This is a genomic window from Brevibacillus nigriterrae, assembly GCF_049846925.1.
Lineage (GTDB): Bacteria > Bacillota > Bacilli > Brevibacillales > Brevibacillaceae > Brevibacillus_H.
Genome location: NZ_JBNCMT010000010.1, coordinates 129,129 through 153,576, shown reverse-complemented (window position 1 = coordinate 153,576; position 24,448 = coordinate 129,129). Strand labels below are relative to the sequence as shown.

18 protein-coding genes and 1 pseudogene are annotated in these 24,448 nt (G+C 44.4%); 14 read left to right on the top strand and 5 right to left on the bottom strand.

Translation table 11 applies throughout. From position 1 onward, the window contains the following. The 3 genes and pseudogenes from ACPW7N_RS09990 to ACPW7N_RS09980 form a co-directional block, all read right to left on the bottom strand. Positions 1-245 (bottom strand): annotated as a pseudogene (locus ACPW7N_RS09990) (hypothetical protein); the annotation flags it as partial. 14 nt (positions 246-259) lie between these two features. Then, positions 260-1,018 (bottom strand): hypothetical protein, encoded by a 759-nt coding sequence (locus tag ACPW7N_RS09985; protein WP_425650917.1) that lies wholly within the window; start codon positions 1,016-1,018, stop codon positions 260-262. 190 nt (positions 1,019-1,208) lie between these two features. Further along, positions 1,209-3,359 (bottom strand): YhgE/Pip family protein, encoded by a 2,151-nt coding sequence (locus ACPW7N_RS09980; RefSeq protein WP_425650916.1) that lies wholly within the window; start codon positions 3,357-3,359, stop codon positions 1,209-1,211. 147 nt (positions 3,360-3,506) lie between these two features. Here ACPW7N_RS09980 and tenA point away from each other — a divergent pair, with 147 nt between their 5' ends. The 3 genes from tenA (at position 3,507) to ACPW7N_RS09965 (ending at position 7,249) form a co-directional block, all read left to right on the top strand. Further along, positions 3,507-4,175, top strand: a complete 669-nt coding sequence (tenA, locus tag ACPW7N_RS09975) for a thiaminase II (protein ID WP_425650915.1) — start codon at positions 3,507-3,509, stop codon at positions 4,173-4,175. 94 nt (positions 4,176-4,269) lie between these two features. Beyond that, a complete protein-coding gene (locus ACPW7N_RS09970) occupies positions 4,270-6,450 on the top strand; it encodes a malate synthase G (protein ID WP_425650914.1) in 2,181 nt (726 codons plus the stop codon). Between the two features lie 118 nt (positions 6,451-6,568). Continuing rightward, a complete protein-coding gene (locus tag ACPW7N_RS09965) occupies positions 6,569-7,249 on the top strand; it encodes an MgtC/SapB family protein (RefSeq protein ID WP_425650913.1) in 681 nt (226 codons plus the stop codon). A 60-nt stretch (positions 7,250-7,309) separates the two neighbouring features. Here ACPW7N_RS09965 and ACPW7N_RS09960 read toward each other — a convergent pair whose 3' ends face one another. Beyond that, a complete protein-coding gene (locus ACPW7N_RS09960; protein ID WP_425650912.1) occupies positions 7,310-7,792 on the bottom strand; it encodes a CarD family transcriptional regulator in 483 nt (160 codons plus the stop codon). 186 nt (positions 7,793-7,978) lie between these two features. Between ACPW7N_RS09960 and ACPW7N_RS09955 the strand changes: the two genes are divergently transcribed. The 7 genes from ACPW7N_RS09955 (at position 7,979) to nirD (ending at position 18,785) form a co-directional block, all read left to right on the top strand. Next, positions 7,979-8,596, top strand: coding sequence for a class I SAM-dependent methyltransferase (locus ACPW7N_RS09955; protein ID WP_425650911.1), 618 nt, complete (start codon positions 7,979-7,981; stop codon positions 8,594-8,596). 23 nt (positions 8,597-8,619) lie between these two features. Continuing rightward, on the top strand, positions 8,620-9,966 hold the full coding sequence (locus tag ACPW7N_RS09950; protein WP_482758850.1) for a DEAD/DEAH box helicase: 1,347 nt from the start codon (positions 8,620-8,622) through the stop codon (positions 9,964-9,966). Positions 9,967-10,005: 39 nt separating this feature from the next. After that, positions 10,006-10,209 carry a YwbE family protein gene (locus ACPW7N_RS09945; RefSeq protein WP_425650909.1) on the top strand — a complete coding sequence of 68 codons (204 nt, stop codon included), beginning with the start codon at positions 10,006-10,008 and terminating at the stop codon, positions 10,207-10,209. A gap of 227 nt (positions 10,210-10,436) precedes the next feature. Then, the gene (locus ACPW7N_RS09940; protein WP_425650908.1) at positions 10,437-14,819 is read left to right on the top strand and encodes a glycoside hydrolase family 44 protein; all 4,383 of its coding nucleotides are present in this window, start codon (positions 10,437-10,439) and stop codon (positions 14,817-14,819) included. Between the two features lie 141 nt (positions 14,820-14,960). Continuing rightward, positions 14,961-15,836: an SPL family radical SAM protein gene (locus ACPW7N_RS09935; RefSeq protein WP_425650907.1), complete on the top strand. Its 876-nt coding sequence runs from the start codon at positions 14,961-14,963 to the stop codon at positions 15,834-15,836. A gap of 163 nt (positions 15,837-15,999) precedes the next feature. Further along, positions 16,000-18,426: a nitrite reductase large subunit NirB gene (nirB, locus tag ACPW7N_RS09930; protein ID WP_425650906.1), complete on the top strand. Its 2,427-nt coding sequence runs from the start codon at positions 16,000-16,002 to the stop codon at positions 18,424-18,426. 23 nt (positions 18,427-18,449) lie between these two features. Further along, complete coding sequence (nirD, locus tag ACPW7N_RS09925; RefSeq protein WP_425650905.1) at positions 18,450-18,785, top strand: nitrite reductase small subunit NirD; 336 nt, start codon at positions 18,450-18,452, stop codon at positions 18,783-18,785. Between the two features lie 57 nt (positions 18,786-18,842). Here nirD and helD read toward each other — a convergent pair whose 3' ends face one another. Then, positions 18,843-21,194 carry an RNA polymerase recycling motor HelD gene (gene helD, locus ACPW7N_RS09920; RefSeq protein ID WP_425650904.1) on the bottom strand — a complete coding sequence of 784 codons (2,352 nt, stop codon included), beginning with the start codon at positions 21,192-21,194 and terminating at the stop codon, positions 18,843-18,845. A 292-nt stretch (positions 21,195-21,486) separates the two neighbouring features. Between helD and ACPW7N_RS09915 the strand changes: the two genes are divergently transcribed. From ACPW7N_RS09915 to ACPW7N_RS09900, 4 genes are all read left to right on the top strand, one after another. Beyond that, positions 21,487-21,846 carry a hypothetical protein gene (locus tag ACPW7N_RS09915; RefSeq protein WP_425650903.1) on the top strand — a complete coding sequence of 120 codons (360 nt, stop codon included), beginning with the start codon at positions 21,487-21,489 and terminating at the stop codon, positions 21,844-21,846. 180 nt (positions 21,847-22,026) lie between these two features. Continuing rightward, entirely contained in the window at positions 22,027-22,899 is an 873-nt protein-coding gene (locus tag ACPW7N_RS09910) for a hypothetical protein (RefSeq protein ID WP_425650902.1), read from the top strand. A gap of 75 nt (positions 22,900-22,974) precedes the next feature. Next, entirely contained in the window at positions 22,975-23,694 is a 720-nt protein-coding gene (locus ACPW7N_RS09905) for an ABC transporter ATP-binding protein (protein WP_425650901.1), read from the top strand. A gap of 6 nt (positions 23,695-23,700) precedes the next feature. After that, positions 23,701-24,447 (top strand): ABC transporter permease subunit, encoded by a 747-nt coding sequence (locus ACPW7N_RS09900; RefSeq protein WP_425650900.1) that lies wholly within the window; start codon positions 23,701-23,703, stop codon positions 24,445-24,447. The last annotated feature ends 1 nt before the right edge of the window (position 24,448 follow it).

Genomic DNA, 24,448 nt, shown 5'->3' with positions numbered 1-24,448 from the left:
GGTCCCCAGGTCAGAATAAACCCAACACAAGCGCCGATAACAGCACATCCAGTGGCACAAGCCATCCCCACCTCAAAAGAGTTGGATACAACGTCCCGCAAATTCTTAAACTCATCAAAAGGGGACATTGGTTTATTGTCCAGAAAGACCAGCATGATCTGATTTCTGGAAACAAAGTCTTTTTCTAAAACAGCTAACGCCTGTTCTAACTCAATGGATTGTTCAAAGATTCCTATCATGATCATTGGAAAGCCCCTGCTTATGAGAAGATTGTAAGCTTTGTGTGACGATACCGATTGGTCAGATGCTGACGCTGTTCCGCTCGATAAAGCCGATTATGCTCAATTGCCGTAATATAAGCTTGATACATGGAGCCACCCATTACAGATGGCATAAATAAAAACCAGTGTGGATGGATAAGTGCACTCGATGTTTGGATATTTCCGAGGGCTAACGTCAATAAAGCATCATGAAAATGGGATAAGGACAGGTAGATCCACCACCAAAACATAGCGTAAAAAGCAAGACCAAACCGGTGATTGTAGAATTGCCCCAATCCAGGAAAGAAGAACGAATAAATCACTGCAACAAATGGCCTCTTTTTCTCGAGATATTGAACTTCATTTGGAAATAATCCTATGCTCGGAAGCGGGCTATTTTCCAGAAAGGCGAGGTGACATAGTTTGTTTTGATAAATGGTGGAGCGGTAACTGTCCCAAATCGCAATCAAATAAACAGTAAGGTAGCCAAATGCCCATCGCGGCTCGAGGACGGATTTGGCAAGCTCAAATTTGCCGCAAAACGAATAGATCATTGCTTCATTGATATGAGCCAGGGTATTCGTAATCACTTCAGATAAGGTTAGCAAGGTTGCCCTTACATATTGGTTGAGTAAATAATGTCCAAATCCCGGAAATATGGCTGACCACCAAGCAACCATATACGGATTTTGTTGTTGAAATTGAGTAATTCCGAATGTGCTGATCTTAGCAAGGGGATTTCGAAATTGTGTGGTCATGATCAGAGCACCTTCTTTTGAAAAAATTTTAATACTGTATCATTTTTTTCCATAATAGCTTGCCATTAATGAAGTATTTCCATTCAGCTTTTCGATGATGTTTTGCATTAAAAATGTGCATCCTGCATTGTTTGCCTGAACACAAAAACCGCTTCTTTCTTCAAAGGAAGCGGTTTTCATCTGTCTTTCTTTAATGAATCAGCTTGCTTTCCTTTGCTTTTTTGACAAAGGGAGCGCTTGTTTGATTAATCACATTCTTTAATGCTAATCCGATCACAAGCGTGATACTGACGAATAGGCCCATCATGATCAAGTCCACTTGGACAATATCCCATAAAATTCCCCCGACAGCCTCACGCATCATACTGATGGCATAGGTAAACGGAAGGTAAGGATGGATTGCCTGGAAAAATGGAGGTGTAACCTGAATCGGAAACGTACCACCGGAGCCTGCAAGTTGCAAAACAAGCATGACGATTGCCATCGCTTTGCCGACGTTCCCAAAAACAGAAACCAATGTATAGACAATCAGCATGAATACGGAACTGAGGATCAGACCAAATAGGACAAACCACACCTTATCAACAACATACGCACCCAAAATGTAGATATCACCTGCTGTGACCATTATCGATTGCAGGAGAGCCAGGGTGAGGAAGGTAAGATAACGCCCAAAGTAGACTTCATAACTCCTGTATTCCTTGTCGCTATGATGGACTTCTACACTAAGCAAGGAAACCAGCAACAATGCGCCTACCCAGAGGGACAAGGTCGTGAAGAACGGCGACATGGCAGAACCGTAATTCGGGATAGGGAAGAGCTTGTTTTCCTTCAATACGACTGGTTCTGCAAAGAATTCACTTTCTTTCTGAGCGTTGTTCTTCAATAAATCAATGAGTTCGTTCAGATTTCCTTCCTGCTGTAATTTACGAATGCGATTGGCTAGGTCCTTGACCTTGGCTTCTGTTGCTGGGAGGTTTTCCTGAATCGTTGATAGCTCTTTATCGCCAATAGCCAATCCATTGGAAGCCTTGTTTAGGATCGTCTGTACATTCGGAAGACTGTCATTTGCTTCAACCAAGATGGTATGAATGCGCTGGTTTGCTTTTTTGGCCTTATCGATGGCTTGCAGGATTTGCGGTTGAATGGCACTGTCATAGCGCAGCAAGATATCGTCAATCGAATCAGCAACGTTTTGAGACAGTTGTTGCAGGTCGTCAATCAGTTGAGCTGCCGGTTTTTCCCCTTTGTTGATGGCATCTTGTACTTTGGTGACAGTCGCTAACTGTTGCTCCAGCTTATCGCCCAGTTGATGCAGCTTGGGACTCAAAATAGATGGATGTTGTAGGCCGCTGAGGCTATGCAAACGATCCGTTACCAGGATCATTCGTTCTGTAAGTGAAATGGCTCTAGTCAGATGTATCGAGATCCTCTCTAGGGAGGATGTTACGACTTTTGGGTCTAGTTCTGCATCTTGCAAAATACCGGTTATCTGATTGGTAGCAATCGCAATCTGCTGGAGAAGAAGCAAATCCTGTTTGATTTGTGGGGCAATTGTCTCGAGCGTTGCAGAACTCTGATCGAGAAATTGACCCATTCGGACGGTAAAATCAGTACTATCCTTGGCTAATTGGGAAATGACAGGAAGTGTATGTTGTGCTTTCTGGACAATCTGGTTTGCTTTATGAATGTCATCCAGTCCAGTTGAAACCGTACTATTGATGAGAGGGAACAGGCTTTCCAGCTTGAATACGAGCTGAATAAGGCGCTCGATTGTGGGCAGTTCACTCTCAAGTTCAACACCGATTTCATTGAATACCCGAAAAATAGCGCCGTTTGCAGTCTTAACAAAATTACGACTAACCTCATCAATGATTCCGCTAGCACCTTTGGCCGTAATCTTTGGTGAGATGGCATTAATTTTTTCATTAACGGTATAAATGATTTCGGCTTTTTGCGGATTATCGGTCAGAACCGTCGACATTCTTTCGGAAAAGTCGGCGGGAATGGTAATGCTGGCATAATAATCTCCATGCTGAACGCCTTTGAGTGCCTGATTTTCATCAACAAAGACCCAGCCAATTTTTTGGTTTTCTTTCAGAGAGGTAATGATCTCGTTTCCGATATTGAAGGCTTTGCCACGAACGACTGCACCTTTATCATTATTGGATACAGCTACGGTAATGCCACTTGTCTGACCATAGGGATCCCATGAAGCCTCGATATTGAACCAGGCATAGAGAGAAGGCAGGAATACAAGCCCGAGGATCACGATAGCAGCTACCCAATTAGTAACGATTTTTTGGATGTCCGTTTTATAAATAGAGAAAATATTTTTCATTGAAGTAGAAGACCCCCAGTAGAATGACTAATAGAACCAGTATACCTAAATATATTGCCATGGATAATAGCGGCATACTAGACCATTGTCCAAGTATGTATGTTCAAATAAACTATAGACAAATTTCAAAAACAAGGAGAGGTTCGCATGGTTACGTTCTCACAACACTTATATGAAAAATTACAACCAATCTGGCGTAAAAATCATTCACACCCATTTGTTGTGGAAATGGGAAATGGAACGTTGGATCAGGAAAAATTCCGTTTTTACATGATCCAGGATTATTTGTACCTGATTGAATATGCGAAGTTATTTGCTTTAGGCGCTGTTAAGGCTAACGATATAAGAACAATGGAGAAATTCGCAGCTTTGCTTCATTCAACATTGCATGAGGAAATGTCGCTCCACCGTAAATATGCTGCTCAATTTGGTATTTCAACTGATGAATTGGAGTCTGCCGAGCCTTCGCCGATTACGTTAGCCTATACTCACTACATGCTGCATGCTGCACAGAATGGCTCGCTGGCTGATTTGGTTGCTGCACTGCTTCCGTGCATGTGGAGCTATTGGGAAATCGGGAAAGAGTTATCCCGTATACCAGGTGCAAGCAATCATGAGCTGTATGGGGAGTGGATCCGAATGTACAGTTCTCAGGAATTCGGGGAGCTTGCCAACTGGTGCATTGAGTTGCTAGATGGATTAGCGGATGGAAAGCCAGAGAGAGAATTAGCGAGGCTGGAAGAAATATTTGTGACGACAACCAAATATGAATACCTGTTCTGGGATATGGCATACAATCAAGAGGTATGGTCATAAAATTCTGATTTTTATAGATTGGTAAAAAGGGGAAGATGTATTACAATGCAGATAAACCAATAAAAATACACATAGGAGAGGGAGAGACCGTGCAATGGGGGATTATGTAAAGGTAGGCAGTATTCAAGTAGCTTCTGAACTCTATCAGTTTATTCAGTCTGAAGTCCTTCCCGGAAGTGAAGTGAACGGGGAGAAGTTTTGGTCAGATTTAGGTTCACTGCTTCACGAATTGGCACCAAAAAACAAGGCACTCCTAGCCAAGCGAGACGAGATGCAAGCTGCCGTCAATGATTGGCATAAAGCCAATTCGGGCAACTTCGATTTTGAATCGTACAAATCATTTTTGCATGAGCTAGGCTATCTGGAGCCAGATGTAGAGGATCTCCAGATTGCCACTCAAGGGACAGATGATGAGATTACATTGCAAGCAGGACCGCAGCTAGTTGTTCCCGTGAACAATGCCCGTTATGCGATCAATGCGGCAAACGCAAGGTGGGGAAGTTTGTACGATGCTTTGTATGGAACCGATGTGATCGGGGAAGAGGAAGGAGCAGAGCGGCAAACTGCTTACAATCCCGTTCGTGGTGAAAAGGTAATTGCATTTGCTAAAGATTTTCTTGACCAGGCAGCCCCACTAACCCAAAACTCTCACCGGGATGCCGTCCAGTACGCAATTGTAAATGGAAATCTGTCAGTTTCTTTTGCAAACGGAGATACATGTGAACTGCAAGATCATTCCCAGTTGGCGGGCTATCGGGGGCAGCCGGAAAATCCTACGGTTGTGCTGTTGAAAAATAACGGATTGCACTTTGAAATCCAGATCGATCGCAATCATCCGATTGGGCAAACGGATCCAGCGGGTGTTAAAGACCTGCTGATGGAGGCTGCCATTACAACCATCATGGATTGTGAGGACTCGGTTGCTGCAGTGGATGCAGAGGATAAAGTGCTGGTATACAGCAACTGGCTCGGCCTGATGAAAGGGAATTTGTCTGCTACCTTCCCGAAAGGCAACAAAACCATAGAGCGTACCCTCAATCCAGATCGTACATATACCGCCCTGACTGGTGATGAGTTCAGCTTGCCAGGTCGTTCGTTATTATTTGTTCGCAACGTCGGACATTTGATGACAATCAATGCCGTTTTGGATCAGGACGGACAAGAAGTTCCAGAGGGCATTCTGGATACGGTTTTCACGAGTCTGATTGCAAAGCATGATCTTTTGAAAAACGGCCTCTATCAAAATTCTCCGAAAGGCTCAGTATACATCGTTAAACCGAAAATGCACGGATCAGAGGAAGTGGCTTTCGCCAATGAACTGTTTGATCGTGTTGAGGATATGCTCGGGTTAGAACGCAACACACTGAAAATTGGGGTGATGGATGAGGAACGCCGCACATCCCTGAACCTGAAGGCGTGCATTCGTCAGGTAAAAGATCGCATTGTCTTTATCAATACGGGATTCCTGGATCGAACCGGGGATGAGATGCATACCTCCATGGAAGCAGGCCCAATGATCCGCAAGAGTGAAATGAAATCTTCGACATGGCTTCAATCCTATGAAAAATCCAATGTGAACGCCGGATTGCTGTGCGGGTTCCAAGGTCGGGCTCAAATTGGCAAAGGTATGTGGGCCATGCCAGACCTGATGAAAGAGATGGTCATCCAAAAAGTAGGTCATTTGAAGGCAGGGGGAAATACCGCTTGGGTTCCTTCCCCAACGGCAGCTACGTTGCACGCCCTTCATTATCACCAGATCGACGTAAAAGAAATTCAAAATGAGCTGGCGAAAACGCCGAAAGACTTCCGGGATGAGATACTGGAAATTCCAGTTGCCAAAGCTCCTGTATGGAGTGCGGAAGAAATTCAGCAGGAGCTGGATAACAATGCACAAGGAATTTTAGGGTACGTAGTCCGCTGGGTTGAGCAGGGAATCGGTTGCTCCAAAGTACCAGATATCAACAATGTTGGGCTGATGGAAGACCGTGCTACCCTGCGTATTTCCAGTCAACACATGGCGAACTGGCTGCATCATGGAGTTTGTACGGAAGATCAAATTACGGAAACGATGCAACGGATGGCAAAGGTGGTTGATGAACAAAATGCGGGAGACCCGGTTTATCGACCGATGGCAGATAACTACGATGACTCGGTTGCGTTTCAGGCTGCTTGCGAACTGGTTTTCAAAGGGTACGACCAGCCAAATGGCTATACCGAACCCATCCTGCACCGCCGCCGTCTGGAGTTCAAGGCGAAACAGGAGAGTCAAAAATAAGTCCGAAAAACCCTTCGTAAGCGAAGGGTTTTTCTATTGAAAGCCCTTTCCTGAGGCCGGTATGTACATACTCGGAGGAAGGACTGATTATAATGAAGAATAGGGAGGTGCCGCAACAATGGACTATATCATTTTACTTATAAAGCTTGGAGTAGCCTTGTTACTTGGCCTTCTGATCGGGATCGATCGTCAATTGAAGAGCAAACCATTAGGTGTTAAAACTAGTATGGTTATTTCTGTAGCGAGCTGCCTGATTACGATCGTCTCGATTGAATCAGTGCACCATTATTCTGTACCAGGACAAACGAATATGGACCCGATGCGGCTTGCAGCACAAATTGTTAGTGGTGTCGGTTTTCTCGGTGCAGGTGTCATTTTGCGGAGAAGCAACGATGTCATTTCTGGGTTGACAACCGCATCCATGGTTTGGGCGGCGTCGGGCTTGGGGATTGCCGTTGGTGCAGGATTTTATGTTGAAGCGGCTACAGCAACTGTGCTGATCATAGCGTCCGTCAATATTTTCCCTCATGTACTTAAGTGGATCGGCCCAGAAACATTGCGCAAGAGAGATCTGTCTATCAAGATGGTCGTGCATGGCAGTGAGGATTTGAACGAGGTATTCAAGCAAATCAAACATTTGGATATGGATATCAAGCGGGTCAAGGTAAAGGATGTAGACAGTGACGAACAAAAGATAGAGATGCTGATCATGGCACCGGAAAAGATATATACAACCGATATTTATACATCGCTGAAAGCAGTGAATCGAGTTGTTTCTGTAGAAGTGGAAAGCAGATAACCCTGCCCTGAATGAAAAAAGAGGAACCCGCTTGTACTAGCGAAGGTTCCTCTTTGCTTGTTACTGACATCTGATTGCTTTGTTTAACAAGGTAGACGCCTGTTCGGTTGAAAGATTTTTCACAAGCATCAGCTCGCTTATCATCATTTGCAGAGCATTGTCCAGCATGGTTTTATCTGCGGAGCCCAATACCCGTTTTCGCTCGATCGATGATAAATCACGAATGACTTCTGCAAAATCAAATATGTTACCACTTTTGATTTTATCCGCATTGATTCGCTGTCTTTGCATCGTATTTGCCATGATTTCCGGGTCTTGGTCATCAAAGATTGTCATCACATCATCGAGAATATCTGATTCGACAACCTTTCGAATTCCCAAGTTTGATATGTTTTTGATAGGGACCATAATTTGTAATTCTCTCAGCAGCATGTTCAAAACATAATATTGATGCTTTTCTCCAAGGATTTCTCTCTCTTCGATTGCTTCTATTACGCCTGCGCCATGGACGGGATAAAAAATCTTGTCTCCAATTGCAAACATAGGTCCACCCCCTTGTTCAATTACCCCATTAAGTATAACATATATAATTAGAAATAACAAAATTTAAATTATATATCACGAAAATAATATTCGTCAATAGTTTTTTGAGCCGATGGAGTTGCGTTCCTTTGCTGAAATAAATAGTGTAAGATGTGTTGAAGAATAACGAAAAAGGGGGGGATCGGTTTGCTCGAATGGACTGGTGAAAGGATTATCCCCAAACAGTTGAAACCAACCAATGGCATGTTGTTGGAACATATAGCCCGGTATTACTTTGCCACTCCTTACATACAGGGAAGAGTATTGGATATTGCTTGTGGGACAGGCTACGGATGTCATATGGTTGCCAAGGAGCGGAAGCGGGAAGTAAAGGAAATCGTAGGTGTGGACAACGATCAGGAGACGTTAGCCTACGCCAACGTAGAATACAACCATCAGAAAGTAACGTACATGTTGGGAGATGCAATCGACCCACAGCTTCCTGAGAAGCTCGGCTTGTTTGATACGATTCTCAGCTTTGAGACGATTGAGCACGTGGAGAATGACCAAATTTTCATGGATAATCTCTATCGAATGCTGAAGCCAGGTGGTGTCCTTGTATTGTCTACCCCATTTGGCAGAGGTCGAGGAATGCCCACAAGTGAACCGTTCCATGTTCATCAACTTACACCAGACGAATTTCAGGAACTGGTTTCCCAATTTCATTTCACAGATGTAGACATCTACTATCAACGGGGAGTAACCTTCGAGAAACCAAGAGACGGTGTTCGGTACTTTATCGGAGTTGCTGTTTGCACCAAATAAACTAGTCAGATGAGGTGGCTTGCTTGCCAGATTTCTCAACATTAGGTATTCGTAAGGGATTTATTCATGCACTGAAGGCTGAGGGAATAAATGCGCCTACGCCCATTCAGGAAAAGGCCATTCCCGTACTGCTTGAGGGCAGAGATATTGTCGCCCAGGCACAAACAGGAACAGGCAAGACGTTCGCTTTTCTCCTTCCGATTTTGGAAAAAATAGACCCAGCCTCTTCAGAAGTTCAAGCCTTGATTGTTACCCCGACTCGGGAGTTAGCCCTGCAAATTACGACCGAAGTGAAGAAACTGATTTCCCGGATGGAGGGTGTCAATGTTCTTGCCATCTATGGGGGGCAAGATGTTGAACAGCAAATGAAAAAGCTGAAACGAAACAAGCAAATCGTCATTGCTACCCCGGGAAGATTACTAGACCATCTGCGCCGTGGGACAATCGAGCTTTCTCATGTTTCGATGCTTGTGCTTGATGAAGCCGATCAAATGTTACATATGGGTTTCCTGCCAGAAGTGGAAGACATTCTTGGCAACACGTCTCCTGACAGGCAGACCATGCTGTTTTCTGCGACGATGCCAGAGCAAATCCGGTCCCTGGCCAAACGATTTTTACGGAATCCCGAAGATATCCAGGTCAAAGGAACGCGTATTACAGTAACTGATATAAAACAACTGGTGGTAGAAACAACCGATCGGGCGAAGCAGGCTACACTTCGCAGTTTAATCGATCAGTACAATCCCTTTCTTGCTATCATTTTTTGTCGTACCAAACGGAGAGCAAGTACATTGAACGAAGCGTTGCTTGCATATGGTTATAATTCAGAAGAGCTGCATGGGGATTTATCACAAGCCAAACGGGAACAGGTGATGAAGCGGTTCCGGGAAGCAAAGCTGCAATTTCTGGTTGCAACGGACGTTGTGGCAAGAGGGCTGGACGTAGAAGGGGTTACCCATGTGTTCAACTACGACATTCCTCATGATGTGGAAAGCTATATTCATCGAATTGGTCGGACTGGACGGGCTGGCGGGACTGGATTGGCTATTACGCTAGCAGCATCCAAGGATCGAATGTTTCTGGATATAATCGAGAAAGGCATTAACCATACAATCGAAAGGCTTCCGTTTGAGATCCCCCGGGTCAATAACGCCGAAGCGGAAGAGAGAAACAGAGAGTTGAAGGCAAAGAGGCCACCACAAAAAGGTCGGGATCGTAATTTCTCGAAACCTGGCAAACCAACAAGATCGGGTGGTTCTGGTCAGGCAAACAGAGGTAAAGGTACAAAAGCAGGTCAGGCACCAAAAGGAAGAGGTGCCGAGAATTCGAGAAGCTCGAGAGCGGCTGCTAGAAGTAACAGATCACGATAATCAAATCAGGTCTAATAGACAGGAGATACATTTAGAACTATGGTAAAAAGCGGACAGATTCGCCAAAATATCTATGCTGGTCTTGAAGTAGACATTGTTTTGAAACAAGATCAACGAACAGGCAAAACAACCAGAGGAATTGTTAAGGATATCCTCACCAACTCACCGAATCATCCACACGGAATCAAGGTGCGATTGCAAGACGGTCAAGTTGGCCGTGTCCAGACTATCATCGAAAAGTAAATAGAGATGATCCCCCTGCTCGATCTTTCATTCATAGAGATCAGAAGGGGGTTTTTTATTTCTATGGCTTGGACCACTAGTCCGAATGACTCATTTTGCTCCAATAAATTCAATTTGGTGGTGTGGACTACATTATTTCCGCTATTGGTTCTGGCAATATAGGAAACGTTCCTATCAAAACATCTCGGATAGGAAGTGATTGCTTGTTGAAAGGAGAGAGACAACCTATGTTTGAAAGTGTAAGAAAGAATGGAAGCCGGATACTAGCTATGGTAACGGCATGTCTGTTGATTCTTAACAGTTTTGGAATGCTTGGATCGCCAGCTATTGTTATGGCAAATGAGCAAGCAGGTATCACCGTACAAATGTACAATGCTTCGCGGGAAGCAAAAACGCAAATGCCAAGCCCTCAATTTGAAATCGTAAATACGGGGGATTCACCACAAAATCTAGAGGAAGTAAAAGTGAGGTATTATTTCACTGCTGATGGTGACAAGAAGCTCTCATTTGATTGCTGGACCTCTATTGGTAAAGGAAATCTGACTGCGGACTTCATCAAAATGGAAGAGTCTGTTGAAGGTGCAGATACTTATCTGGAAATCGGTTTTACCAATGAAGCGGGTCTTTTGGAACCGGGGAAAAAAGTAACCATCTCCAGTTGGCTCTATAAAAGCGACTGGTCTAATTTCACACAAACAAACGACTATTCGTTTAACGATGAGTCTTCCAGTTATGAAGATTGGGACAAAGTGACAGCAACAATAGATGGGGAGCTTGTCTGGGGAACTGCACCAGAATCAGATACGGAGCAACCGCCAACGTTCCCTTTACCTGAAAATGTGAAAGTGGTACCTACAGAGAATTCTATTTCCTTGTCGTGGAATGCTGTAAGCGATGCTACCGCATATGACATCGAGGTAGACGGCAATGTAGTAAGTGATGTTACTGATACGGCGTATGTGCATGAAGGGCTTCAGCCTGACTCGGAACATTATTATAAGGTAAGAGCCAAAAACGAAAACGTTACTGGGGAATGGAGTCAAGTAATCGTAGGTAAAACACTTGTCTCCAAAGATGGTCCACCCCAACTCAAAGTACAAATGTACAACGTTTCGAGAGGCGAATCGACACAGCAGCTAAGCCCACAAATCAAAGTGATGAACACAGGCACATCTTTAGTAAATTTAAATGATGTAAAACTAAGATATTACTTCACCGTTGATGGGGACAAGCCAATGTCCTTTGACTGCTGGGCATCGGTGGGCAAAGAAAATCTCGTTACCAGCTTCAAAAGAATGAACACACCGGGAGACAAAGCAGACTATTATCTGGAGATTGGTTTTACCAGCGGTGCAGGAGATCTTGAGCCTGGGAAATCAGTTGACATCGTTAGTTGGTTCAACAAAAACGACTGGTCTTCTTTTACACAATCCAACGATTATTCATTTAATGATTCCTCAACAGAGTCCGTGGATTGGGACAAAATGACAGCCTATGTAAATGGCGATTTGAATTGGGGAGAAGAGCCTGGTGAGGATACACAGCCCGCACCAACCCTTCCTTATCCACAAAATCTTAAAGGTGTAACAACGGAGAATTCTATCACTTTGTCATGGGATTCTGTCAATGATGCAATGTCATTTGATCTTGAGGTAGATGGGCTCGTAGTTGCAGACCTGCCTACTACGTCTTATGTGCACGAGAACCTGACCCCAGGATCACAACACAGTTATCGAGTGAAAGCAAAGAATGCGAGCGTAACCAGTGAATGGAGTCCAATACTTACGGTTGCTACGAATCAACAAAATCCTGATCCGACTACTTTACCAGCGCCAGCGAACCTCAAAGCGGAGGCAAAGGTAACATCAATTGATCTTACATGGGATCTTGTTGCTGGGGCAACGAGCTACGATTTAGAGTTTGATGGCGATACCATCTACAATTTGGCAAGCACCTCATACCTTCATACAGGTCTTCAGCCAGAAACAGAGCACACTTATCGAGTACGAGCAAAGAATGCAACGGTAACAGGAGAATGGAGCCAGCCCATCAAAGCCAAAACGTTGGCGTCTGTTGTGAGTGGCCCGAACAAGCTCAAAGTGAGTATCAAAACGGGGACAAATGCATCTACCCAAATGCCTAGTCCTTCCTTTGAAATTACCAACACAAGCAGTGAGCCGATTAACTTGCATGACATTCAGGTGAAATACTACTTTACGATTGATGGAGAAAAACCGTTATCAATTGATTTCTGGACGACCGTTGCCAAGCAACAGGTAAACACCAAATTCGTGAAAATGCCTGTTCCTGCAAGTGACGCTGACCATTATCTTGAGATCAGCTTTGCGGATGCAGCGGGAACCCTGCAGCCAGGGTCTACGGTTGGTGTGTATCCTTGGTTCAACAAGAACGATTGGTCCAGTTTTGATCAATCCAACGATTATTCTTTCAATAACTCTTCCAGCGTAGAAGATAGCAGCAAGGTCCCTGCCTATCTAGCAGGAAGCCTGACTTGGGGAACAGAGCCCACTCTCTTTGATATCCCTCCTTTCCCAAGCAATATAACGGCAACACCTTCTGATAACTCAATCACTGTAGCTTGGGACTCTGTAGAAGGAGCAACTGGCTACGATGTAGAGGCAGATGGCGTGGTCATTGAGAATGGCACCAAATCTACTTATGTAAATCAGTGGCTCAATCCGGGAACATACCACACGTATAAGGTAAGAACTCGTGAAGGAGATGCGGTTGGTATCTGGAGTTCCCCTCTTACCTTGAAGACGACCGGGGAGCAAAACTTGCCTGCTCCATCTAACGTAAGATCGGAGAAAACAGATACAACTATTACGATCACATGGAATGCATTGCGTGAATTGGTAACAGGATATGATATTGAAGTGGATGGTACTGTCGTTGATGTAGGGTCCAAAACCTCCTATACTCACAGTGGCTTGCTCACTGGTTCACAACACACGTATCGAGTGAGAGCAAAAGATGGCAGTACATTAGGAGCATGGAGCACACTCGTGACGCTTAATACCGTTTTTGATCCAACAGGTCCTTTTACAGTGAATTTTGGTGTAGATACTTCAGCAGGTCGTGGCCCAATCAGTCCGTATATTTACGGAAGCAATGAAGATTTGACGGGAGAAGAAAACTTTGGTGCACGCAGAATCGGTGGCAACCGCATGTCTACCTATAACTGGGAAAACAATGCCTCAAATGCGGGAACTGACTGGATGCAATCAAGTGATGGCTTTATTCCTTGGTTCTATGGTGATGTCTCATACGAGAATTACGATATTCCGGGAATTGGCGCCACTGCTTTTCATGAGAAATCGTTGGCAACGGATGCCTATACATTGATGACTTTGCAGACAGCTGGATATGTTGCCAAAGACAGAAACGGTCCCGTATCAGAAAATGAAAAAGCTCCTTCTTCCAGATGGGCAGAGGTGAAGCCGACCAAAGGGTCCCCTTTCACATTAACGCCAGATGTTACTGATGATTTCGTATATCAAGATGAATTTATTAATTTTCTGGTAAATCGTTTCGGTAATGCATCAACCTCAACAGGAATCAAAGGTTATGCAATCGACAATGAACCAGGATTATGGAATGAAACTCATCCCCTCATGCATCCGGAAAAACCGGGAAGTGTCGAGGTATTGAACAAATCAATTGAGCTTGCCAAAGCAGTCAAGAATGTAGATCCTCACGCAGAGATGTTTGGACCAGTATCGTATGGCTTTGCAGAGTACCTCAATATGCAGGGTTCTACTGATTGGGACTCTGTAAAAGGAAACTACGATTGGTATCTGGATTACTACCTCGATCAAATGAGGATAGAGTCAGAAAAAGAAGGAAAAAGATTGCTGGATGTTCTCGACCTACACTGGTATCCAGAAATCTCTGCTGGTGGAGTAAGAATTACAAGCAGTAACACAAATGATAATATCGAGGCTAACAAAGCTCGCATCCAAGCACCGAGGTCCCTGTGGGACCCAAGCTACAAGGAAGATAGCTGGATTGGTACATGGTACAGTTCATTCCTGCCATTGATTCCGAAGCTTAAGCAATCAGTCAAGACTTACAATAAAGGAACGAAGCTCGCATTCAGTGAGTATAACTACGGTGGAGAGGGTCATGTATCAGGCGGTATTGCGACGGCAGATGTGCTTGGTATCTTCGGAAAACAGGATGTTTATTTCGCATCCTATTGGAAAATGGTTAATAAACCATCAGAGGCAAACTACGCTTCTGCTGCCTTTAAAATCTACAATAACTACGATGGCGACAACTCCGAGTTCGGCGATACCAGAGTAAAAGCAGAAACCTCCGATATCGAGAACAGCTCCATCTATGGTTCGGTGTTCAAAGATAGTGACAACAACCTGCATTTGATCGTCATCAATAAGAACTACGATCATGAAATGAATGCCGTATTCAACCTGGCAGGAGGAACCGATTATCAATCAGCCAGAGTGTGGGCATTTGATGAAAATAGCTCCGAAATTACAGAAAGGCAAGCTGTTACTGATATTTCAAATAATACTTTTACCTACACCATTCCGAAATTGACAGTCTGCCACATCGTACTTTCTGAATAGAAGGTATATCTGTAAAAAACACCCCTTAGAAAAGCGTCCGGGAGCACCTGTAAACGAGGTGAAACCCAAGCTGACTAGGGGGTGTTTGTTTATCATTCCATGTATAATGCTAGTAATAGGAAGTGAAAAGGTGGGGTCAATATGATAAGACCAATGGTAGCAAAAACCATACTCTCAACGAGCAAGCATCCTTCCGCATGGTTTGGCGTTAAGTATAATATGAATCTTTATCGTGGATGCGAGATTCAATGTATTTACTGCGATTCTCGGAGCGAATGCTATGGTATTGATGACTTCCATAATATAACCGTCAAAACCAATGCCCTTGAACTTCTGAGAAAAGAACTTGCATCGAAAAGGAAAAGAGGCACAGTAGGTACTGGTTCTATGAGTGACCCCTATACTTTAACAGAAAAGAAACTGATGTTGACTCGTCAAGCTTTGGAGATTGTTGCTCAGTTTCGATTTCCTGTGCATATTACAACAAAGAGCAACCTCGTTCTCCGTGATGTAGATGTATTAGAAGAACTAAACAAGGTGTATGCTTCGGTTGCGTTTACGATTACCACAGCAGATGACGTACTCGCAAAAAAGCTTGAACCATACGCTCCGTCTCCTACTGACCGATTTAAGGCTCTAGGTGTTTTATCTGCACTTGGAATAGAGACGAGTATTACCATGATGCCGATCCTTCCATTTATCGAGGATAATCCCGAAAACATCCTGGAAATCGTCGAGAAGGCATCATTTTATGGGGTGAAAAATATCATTGCTGCATTTGGTATGACCCTGCGAGATCGGCAGAGAGAGTACTATTATCAGAAGCTGAACCATCTTTTCCCGGGAATGCGTGAGAAATACGAGCAGTGCTTTCGAGATTCGTATCAATGCCGAGCTAATCAACAGAAAAAGCTGGCTGACCTGTTTTACGGAGCTTGTCAGAAAAGAGGCATCTCAACAGCGATGCCTAGCTACGAGAAAAAGAATACAGACTATCAGCTAAGCTTGTTCGATTAGTAGCCGATGGTCTTTTTTTTTCTAAAAAAAATTGTGTAAGGTAATCTGACATGAATTATTGCATTTTTTGAACTTTTGAGATTATAATGACAAAAAACAGCGCAGTCACACATCAGAAAAATATAAACATGTCAGGTTTGCTGACAAATAGGGAGTGGGAGTGTTGAAAAAGAAACTCATACTGATCGGTAATGGAATGGCGGGGATCTCGTGTGTAGAAAGGTTGTTGCAGCTTGCTCCTGAGAAGTATGACATTACGATTTTCGGAAGTGAGCCGCACCCCAACTACAACCGAATCATGTTGTCCTCGGTCCTGGCGGGTGACGCTGCGATGAAGGATATCGTTCTGAACGACTGGGAGTGGTATGAGCAGAGCAGAATTACCCTGTACACAGGGCAAACGGTGCATTCGATTGACACGGTAAAAAAGCAAGTCAAAACCGAAAGCGGCATAACGGCCGAATACGATGAATTAATCATCGCAACTGGTTCGCTGCCGTTTATGCTGCCCCTTCCCGGTGCAAACAAGGAAGGTGTCATTGCATTTCGCAATATCCTAGACTGTGAGTCGATGATGGAGACCTCCCAAACGTACAAAAAAGCAGTTGTGATTGGTGGTGGGTTGCTGGGATTGGAAGCGGCGAGAGGACTATTAAATCTGCAAATGGACGTGACGGTTGTCCATATCTTCAACTATCTGATGGAGAGGCAGCTTGATCCAACAGCATCCCTGATGCTCCAGAGAGAACTTGAAAAACAGGGCATGAAATTCTTGCTGCAAAAAAATACGGAGCTGATCGAGGGTAGAAAACGTGTTACAGGTGTGCGATTTAAAGACGGTACTGCGATTGCCGCAGACCTCGTCGTGATGGCGGTAGGGATACTCCCGAATACCAGGTTGGCAAAGGCAAGCGGAATAGATGTGAACCGAGGGATTGTCGTAAATGACTTTATGGAGACATCCGTACCGCACGTTTACGCAGTTGGTGAATGTGCAGAGCATCGTGGTATTTCCTACGGTTTGGTGGCACCTTTATATGAGCAGGGTGCTGTCTTGGCAAAAAGGCTTGCGGATGTTGAAACAGGAGGTTACCACGGAACAGTGGTATCAACGAAACTGAAGGTGTCCGGGGTAGAGGTGTTCTCTGCCGGGCATTTCAATGACGCAGTCGATGCAAGAACTGTCCGAGTGCAGGACGATTGCAACGGAATCTATAAAAAAGTGGTTATTCGTGAGGGGAAAGTGATCGGGAGTGTGCTGTATGGTGATACGAGCGACAGCTCAAGCATTCTCTCCCTCATACGAAGTGGTGAGGATGTAACGAAGAGGGAAAAGGATATTTTGTTAGGCGCTGTACCTTCTGACAAGGGGAAATCTGTTGAATCTCTTGTAGCCTCCATGGATAAAGATGAGATTGTATGCGGGTGCAATGGTGTAACGAAAGGCATGATTGTGCAAGCCATTGTTGAAAAAGGATGTTCCAGTGTAAGTGAAGTGAAGACCCATACCAAAGCCTCTGGTGGCTGTGGAGGGTGCAAACCGATTGTTGAGGGGTTGCTAACGCACACATTAGGAGCCTCTGGTGTGAAATCAAGCAAAGAAGGGATATGTAGCTGCACACCGCATACCCGTGAAGAAATTGTTGAAGCGATACAACGAATGAAGCTTATTTCGAGTAAAGAAGTCATGCATGTGCTGGAGTGGACCAATCATGAGGGGTGCTCGAAATGTCGTCCGGCGCTCAATTACTATCTCGGTATGGTCTGGCCCGAAGAGTATGAGGATGAACGGGAGTCACGCTTGGTGAATGAGCGGAATCACGCCAATATCCAGAAAGACGGAACCTATTCAGTAGTGCCAAGAATGTATGGCGGGGTGACCACTCCCGAACAGTTGAAGAAAATTGCTGATGTTGCGGTGAAGTATCAGGTACAAATGGTCAAATTCACGGGTGGTCAACGGATCGATTTGTTCGGTATTCAAAAGGAAGATTTGCCAAAGGTCTGGGAAGAGCTGAATATGCCTTCTGGTTATGCTTACGGAAAAGCTTTGCGTACCGTAAAAACGTGCGTTGGCTCTACCTGGTGCCGCTTCGGTACCCAGGATTCCATCCAGATGGGTATTGATCTTGAGAAAAAATTCGAACGCTTGAATGCTCCTGCCAAGCTGAAGTTAGCCGTATCAGGATGTCCGCGTAACTGCGCCGAGTCAACGATTAAAGATATGGGTGTGGTAGCGATCGATGGAGGATGGGAAATCTACGTGGGTGGTAATGGTGGAACTGAAGTGAGAGCAGCAGACCTATTGGTGAGAGTAAAAACAGAAGATGAGGTAATGGAATGGACGGGAGCATACCTGCAATATTATCGAGAAACCGCAAATTACAATGAAAGAACATCTAAATGGGTGGAACGGATCGGTATCGAATCGATCAAAAAGGCGCTCGGAAACAGATCGTTTCGACTGGAATTGATGGAACGTATTGAGACGGTGTTGCGTTTGACGAATGACCCTTGGAAAGAGATTTTGGAAAATAATGAATTGAGGAAAAGTTTTGAGCATCTCCCTTCTCCTAATCTCCTGACATAGAGAAAGAAAGATGGTGAATCAAAATGAAACGAATTCTGGTCGGTAATGTAGGGGACATCAAAAAGAAAAGTGCGAGAACCATATGGATTGGCAGAACGGAGATAGCTGTATTCAAGTTATCCTCTGGTGAAATTCGAGCCATTGAGAATCGATGCCCACATAAAGGTGGTATCTTGTCGGAAGGGATTGTCTGTGATCATTATGTTTTCTGTCCTATGCATGATTGGAAAATTGATATGAATAACGGACTTGTCCAGGAACCGGACGAAGGCAGTGTCAAGACATATGCTGTTGAGGTTGATCAAAGCAACGGAGAGCTTTACCTGTTAATCGAAAATGAAGATGTTCTCGCCTCGTGAGTAAAGAAAAGCCCGCCAGAATCGTATGTACAGACGATCGGGCGGGTTATTTATCATCTACTGTTCAGAAATATACGTCTCTTGGGGATGTGACTCCAAAAGTGGACTTCGTTCTCCCAGGTGATAGACATGCAGCTCGTGCATGGCACGTGTACAGACCGTATAGAGAAGTTTCCGATCACTTTCCTGACCGTACTGTTCTTTTGAAGCGTTGTAGATGATGACAGCATCGAATTCCATTCCTTTTGCTAAATAAGAAGGGATGATAAGTATGCCTGCCTCAAAGGAACTCATCTCTTTGTGAATCAGGCGAGCCTGTATCTTGTCTTGTAACGATTGATAAGCTTCCTGGCATTCCAAAGCCGTTTTACCAATGATCGCAATGGTACGGTGACCATCCTTTTGGAGGGTGAGTATCCGTTCTTTGATACGGTCAGCGAGTTCCTGTGCGTCAGTAGCTTGTGTTACGGTCGGTTTCTTGCCGTCTCGGTTAAAAGGCTCAATCTCGTATTTTCCTGCAAGGATTCGGGACGTGAATTCGACGATGGGCTTTGTCGAGCGATAGCTTCTGGTAAGGATAATTAGTTCCGTCTGTTCCGTTTCGTATAATGCAGTGAATTCGGTAAGTTCAGCTGCAGCCTGAGCGTGTATGGCCTGATTGATATCTCCGAGCACAGTCATTTTGCTGTTGGGAAACAGTCGTTTCAGAAAAGCTAACTGAAGCGGAGAATAATCTTGCGCTTCATCGATAAAGACGTGACGAACGACATTGTTTGTGCGGAAGCCCTCGATTCTCTCTTTCACATACAAGAAAGGAGTGGCATCCTCGTAGGCAAGCTCTGACTGATCCAGGCGAGACAAGGTCTGTTTACAAATGTCTTTCCAAGTAGAAGGGAGGGTGAACGTTGCGCCATCTGGAATCAGGAAGGAGCCCTCTTCCCTGGTAAACAATTGCCTGTATATTGCTGGCAGGTCAATAAACTTGAGGTGTTTGACGCTGTTTCGCAGAGGTTCAAAATGCCGCTTCACTACCAATGCTGACAACAACTGTTGTTCCAATGAGAAGTCGTCAAAAGTATCACCACCAAAGCGTTTTCGCTTGCGAAGCTCCTGGTAAACCTCCCGAAAATCATCCTTATCAAGAAATTGAACTTCTTCTTCTACCCATTGTTTTTTTACTTCAGTTTTCGCGCAAGTATCTAGGTGATTTAGTGCCCATCTCACTAACAGAGAGATTCGATTCGGAATTCGTAATGAAGGATCGAGGGAGTAGAACTGCTCATTTATTTGCTCGGCAGTCAGAATTGTTCTTCCCCGGAAGGTGATATCACGAAATATTATTCCTTTTTCTATAAGGCTATCAATGTAACAATCCAACAGGTTCATGAAATCAATCGTTGCTTTCCAACGGATTCCTTCTAGACGAGTCGAATAATCGGGTTCCTGCATAGCAGTATGGACATATTCCAATTGGGAAAAAGGATCGTCAAGCTGGAAGGCATCGCCGATTCGTCTTTCCAAATACTCCTGAAAGGTCGTCTGTTGCATGTTTTCTTCGCCAAGCTCAGGGAGAACGGTAGAGACATAGCTGTTAAACATGGGATTCGGAGAAAAAAGAACGATCTGATCTGCTCGCAACGTTTCTCGGTAGCGATAGAGCAGGTAGGCGACTCTTTGCAGGGCAGCAGAAGTTTTGCCGCTGCCAGCAGGGCCCTGTACGATCAGTAGCCGACTGCGCTCATTTCGAATAATTCGGTTTTGCTCCTTTTGGATGGTAGCAACAATGCTTTTCATTTGCGTACTGGATTGTTTTCCTAGTACTTCCTGCAGCAGTTCGTCACCAATTGTTACACCGGTATCAAACAGGCTATGGATTTTGCCATTGCGGATCATATATTGGCGCTTCAACTCGATGTTTCCTGTGATCGTTCCTCCAGGCGTTACATATTCGGCTGGTCCTGGGGAGTAATCATAATACATGCTGGCCACAGGTGCCCGCCAATCATAAATCAGGAATTGTTCCTCGTTTTGATCAAGGAGGGAAGCGAGCCCGATATAAATAGATTCCTCTTGCTTTAAACCATTTTCGTGGAAGTCAATTCTTCCGAAGTAAGGTGAGTGATGGAGGCGAAGCATGGTTTTTAACTGTTTTTCGGCATGGCGATGCCCGCGTTCTCGCTCTGAAAGCACTTCAGCCTGTTGCTTGATGCTGGCATACGTTTCAATGGCTTCATAGGCATCTTCAAAGTTGACCGTCACGTCATCCCAGAAGTTTTTGCGGATTTCGACGATGTTTGCTTGCAGTTCTCCGACGTCCTTCTGGAGGGTAACAATTCTGTTGTTGATTTGTTTGATAACAGAATCAACTCTCCCTTGTTCTTTTTGCCAATCTGGGTTAAGTGAACTCATGGGATCGCTCCTTTGCATAAAAGGTTTGACATGGCCTTGATCTTTGTGTTACAATTAAATTAGGATAATAATGCACTTTTTAAAACGTAACGTACATACCATTTTTTATTTTACCATATTGGGTTTTCCCGCACAAGATGAAGAAAACACAACGGAGACGGCAGCGGCCTCTCCGTTTTTTTGTTGAGCTGATTTAAGAGGCGACAAAGTGACAAAGGTTGTTGACGCTATTTTTGTTTCGATGATAAATTAACTCTGGCTACATATCCGCATACGAAGCAGGTGACTCTTTTTGCCAAAAACTACTTTTCGACTATCGGCACTAGCATTGCTCTCGGGACTACTTCTCCTGATTCCAGCAGGGAGTTGGTTCCCCTGGATACAATTCAGGTACATCCACATCGGTTTAGGATTGCTGTTATTGGTGCTGTTCCTGCGAATTGTTTCTACACATGCTCCAACTGAACTAGGGAATCCGTTTAAACGGGGAGTCAAAAAATGGAACGGGTTTAAATACGCTTTTTACTTGCTGATTGCGATACTATCTGGTTTGTTTATGCTTCAAAACTGGGTTACCTTAACCTGGACCATCTATGTTCACCTCTTTTTTGGTGCATGGTGCGTATTGGTTGGATGGAAGCACACCCGGTAATCACAATGAATTTTACACAAAAGAAGAATTTTGACTCACCATTCTTTCCAAAGAAGGGTGGGTTTTTTGTTTTTTTTGGATCAATTTAAGAATTATTTAAGAAATGCTTTAGCGGGTGTTTATGCTTGCTGGTTATTCTGATGGTGAATCAAACGATAACTAGTTAGGAGGCAATGGCAAATGAACAAGAATTTGCTCACAGGGATTGGTGTATGTGGAGTGCTGCTCATGGGGAGTATCTACACAGCGTCAGCAAGCACATCCGGGTATGACGTGTTAAAAGAGTCTTTCAAGAAAACCAAGCAAGCAGAGAGTCTGACAGCGCAAGTTAAACTCACCATAGAAGATAACGGAAAGACGGTCTATCAGGTCGACGCCGAATGTAAGAATAACCGGGCAGATCAGTTGCAAAACAAGGAAGCAACAATTACCAAAGGCGACGTGAAAACAATCTTACACGCTTATCAGCAGAATGAAAAAATGTATGTGACCAGAGAAGGAACAGACAAGATCATCCAACTGAATGGCCCGCACAAAGGTCCCGGACGCCATCATGGGGAGCCAAGTGAAGAAATGAAACAGGAGATGGAGAACATCTTTGATGCGTTAACCTCTGACTTGCACGATCAGGTCATCGTGCAAGAAGGTGCTAACGGAACCAAGGAAGTAACGATGGAGTTGACAGAAACAGAGATTCCGGCAGCAGTAAGCGCGATAGGAACATTCATTGTGAAACACGCAAATGAAGGACATAAAAAACACAATGATTCATTTCACCAGGAATGGTTCACCGATGTAAAACCGGAGCTGCCTGCATTAACCGACAGCATTCATTTGAACCGCATCTACCTCACTGCTGAAATCGGTGCCAATGGTTTTGTAGAAGAGAAAGCGGTCCAGATTTCGTTCACAGGCAAAGATCAACAAGGTGTCCAGCACAACCTGGAAGTGAGTGTGGAAGCGGACCTTACTGATTTTAATCAAACGAGCGTAGAACCGCTTGATCTCACAGGCAAACAGGTAGAAGAAATCAATATGAAGCACAAAGAATAGTGTAGCAGTGGGAAAGGGGGGCGATACCCTTTCCCGTTCCCGTTCTTGTCGTTTAACCCAAGGGAGGACTGTCAGATGAATGTGATCGAGGTGCGTAATCTCGTAAAAACCTATAAGAACGACAGAGGCATCAAAGGAATTGATCTTTCCATTGGTGAGGGAGAGGTTTTTGGGTTGTTTGGCCCCAATGGTGCAGGCAAAACAACGCTGATGAAATGCATGACCGGGCAATGTCAGATGGATGAGGGATCAGCAAGCCTGTTTGGCTGGGATATTACTACTCATTATGAGATGGCGATGAGTCAGACGGGATGCCTGATCGGTCCCCCGTTTGCCTATGATGAGATGACTGCCAGAGAAAATATGCAATTGGTTGCCCGATACTACCCGCAGATAGACGCAAAACGAATCGATGAGGTTCTGCAAGTAACGGGACTCGCTCAGAATAAACACGAAAAAGTCGCCAGCTTCTCAGCAGGGATGAAGCAACGATTGTCTCTCGCTTTTGCGTTGTACCCGAATCCGAAGCTGTTGATTCTGGATGAACCGACGAATGGAATGGACATTGAAGGAAAGCTCTTGTTTCGAGAGATCGTGGATCATCTGGCCAACAACGAAGGAGTGAGTTTTCTTATTTCCAGTCACCTGATCCATGAGTTAGAGCCCGTGTGCAAGAGCTTCGGAATGATCGATGACGGTAAGTGGATATCCACTGGAAAAATAGCCGAGATCAAGGAACAATCATTAGAGCAGCACTACAAAGAAAGTGTAGTAACAGGAAAGAAAGGAGTGTAAATAATAATGATCAGTCTCTATCTGTTAACACGCAATGAGTGGCAAAAGCTGACTTCAAGGAAATCCAATTTGGCCTTTCTCGTTTTACTTTTTGCCCTGCCTGTTTTGGTGAGTTTTTTACTCGGCGATATTCAGGAGCGGTTTGGCTTTCTTGCCGCAGATGCCTCCAACTTTCCGCTGTTCATGCTAAACCTTTCTACTGTCCTTGTTATTCCAATCTTTATCTGTAAAGCGGCGGCCGATTTATTTGCTGATGAGTGGCAAAGAGGCGGTATGAAATTCTCACTTGCTTTTCCCATCAGCAGATGGCGTGTATATGTATCGAAACTGGCTGCCATCGGTGTATTTGTATGTGGGCTAATCGTTGCTTTATACATCGGTTCTGTCTTGGGTGGGTTTACCTATATGGCCTCAGGGTCATGGGCGGCATTCTTTCAAGGGTTGATTGCCTACATGAGTAGCTGGTTTTCCTTAATGACATTGGCAGTTTTCTTTACTTATTTGAACCAGTTCCTGAAATCCAGCAATACATCGATGACTCTATCCATTCTTCTTTATCTAGGTATGCAAATAACGGCTTTGCTCGAACCATCCATTGCACCCGTCCTGCCTGTAACCTATCTGGACTGGTATGAACCGTTGCTTGATACACCGTTGAGCTTGCGAAATGTAACGAACATCCTTTATCTTCTCTCGTTTAGCGGCTTCTTTTTTCTATTGGGATATGATAGGTTCAACAAAAGAGAGTTGTAGA

Excerpts from the sequence above, each read along its gene's own strand:
- nirD (WP_425650905.1), top strand. The coding sequence starts at position 18,450 with ATGAAACGAATTCTGGTCGGTAATGTAGGGGACATCAAAAAGAAAAGT.
- ACPW7N_RS09945 (WP_425650909.1), top strand. The coding sequence starts at position 10,006 with ATGGTAAAAAGCGGACAGATTCGCCAAAATATCTATGCTGGTCTTGAA.
- ACPW7N_RS09960 (WP_425650912.1), bottom strand. The coding sequence starts at position 7,792 with ATGTTTGCAATTGGAGACAAGATTTTTTATCCCGTCCATGGCGCAGGC.
- tenA (WP_425650915.1), top strand. The coding sequence starts at position 3,507 with ATGGTTACGTTCTCACAACACTTATATGAAAAATTACAACCAATCTGG.
- ACPW7N_RS09900 (WP_425650900.1), top strand. The coding sequence starts at position 23,701 with ATGATCAGTCTCTATCTGTTAACACGCAATGAGTGGCAAAAGCTGACT.
- ACPW7N_RS09980 (WP_425650916.1), bottom strand. The coding sequence starts at position 3,359 with ATGAAAAATATTTTCTCTATTTATAAAACGGACATCCAAAAAATCGTT.
- ACPW7N_RS09905 (WP_425650901.1), top strand. The coding sequence starts at position 22,975 with ATGAATGTGATCGAGGTGCGTAATCTCGTAAAAACCTATAAGAACGAC.
- ACPW7N_RS09940 (WP_425650908.1), top strand. The coding sequence starts at position 10,437 with ATGTTTGAAAGTGTAAGAAAGAATGGAAGCCGGATACTAGCTATGGTA.
- ACPW7N_RS09910 (WP_425650902.1), top strand. The coding sequence starts at position 22,027 with ATGAACAAGAATTTGCTCACAGGGATTGGTGTATGTGGAGTGCTGCTC.
- ACPW7N_RS09935 (WP_425650907.1), top strand. The coding sequence starts at position 14,961 with ATGATAAGACCAATGGTAGCAAAAACCATACTCTCAACGAGCAAGCAT.
- ACPW7N_RS09965 (WP_425650913.1), top strand. The coding sequence starts at position 6,569 with ATGGACTATATCATTTTACTTATAAAGCTTGGAGTAGCCTTGTTACTT.
- ACPW7N_RS09985 (WP_425650917.1), bottom strand. The coding sequence starts at position 1,018 with ATGACCACACAATTTCGAAATCCCCTTGCTAAGATCAGCACATTCGGA.
- helD (WP_425650904.1), bottom strand. The coding sequence starts at position 21,194 with ATGAGTTCACTTAACCCAGATTGGCAAAAAGAACAAGGGAGAGTTGAT.
- ACPW7N_RS09970 (WP_425650914.1), top strand. The coding sequence starts at position 4,270 with ATGGGGGATTATGTAAAGGTAGGCAGTATTCAAGTAGCTTCTGAACTC.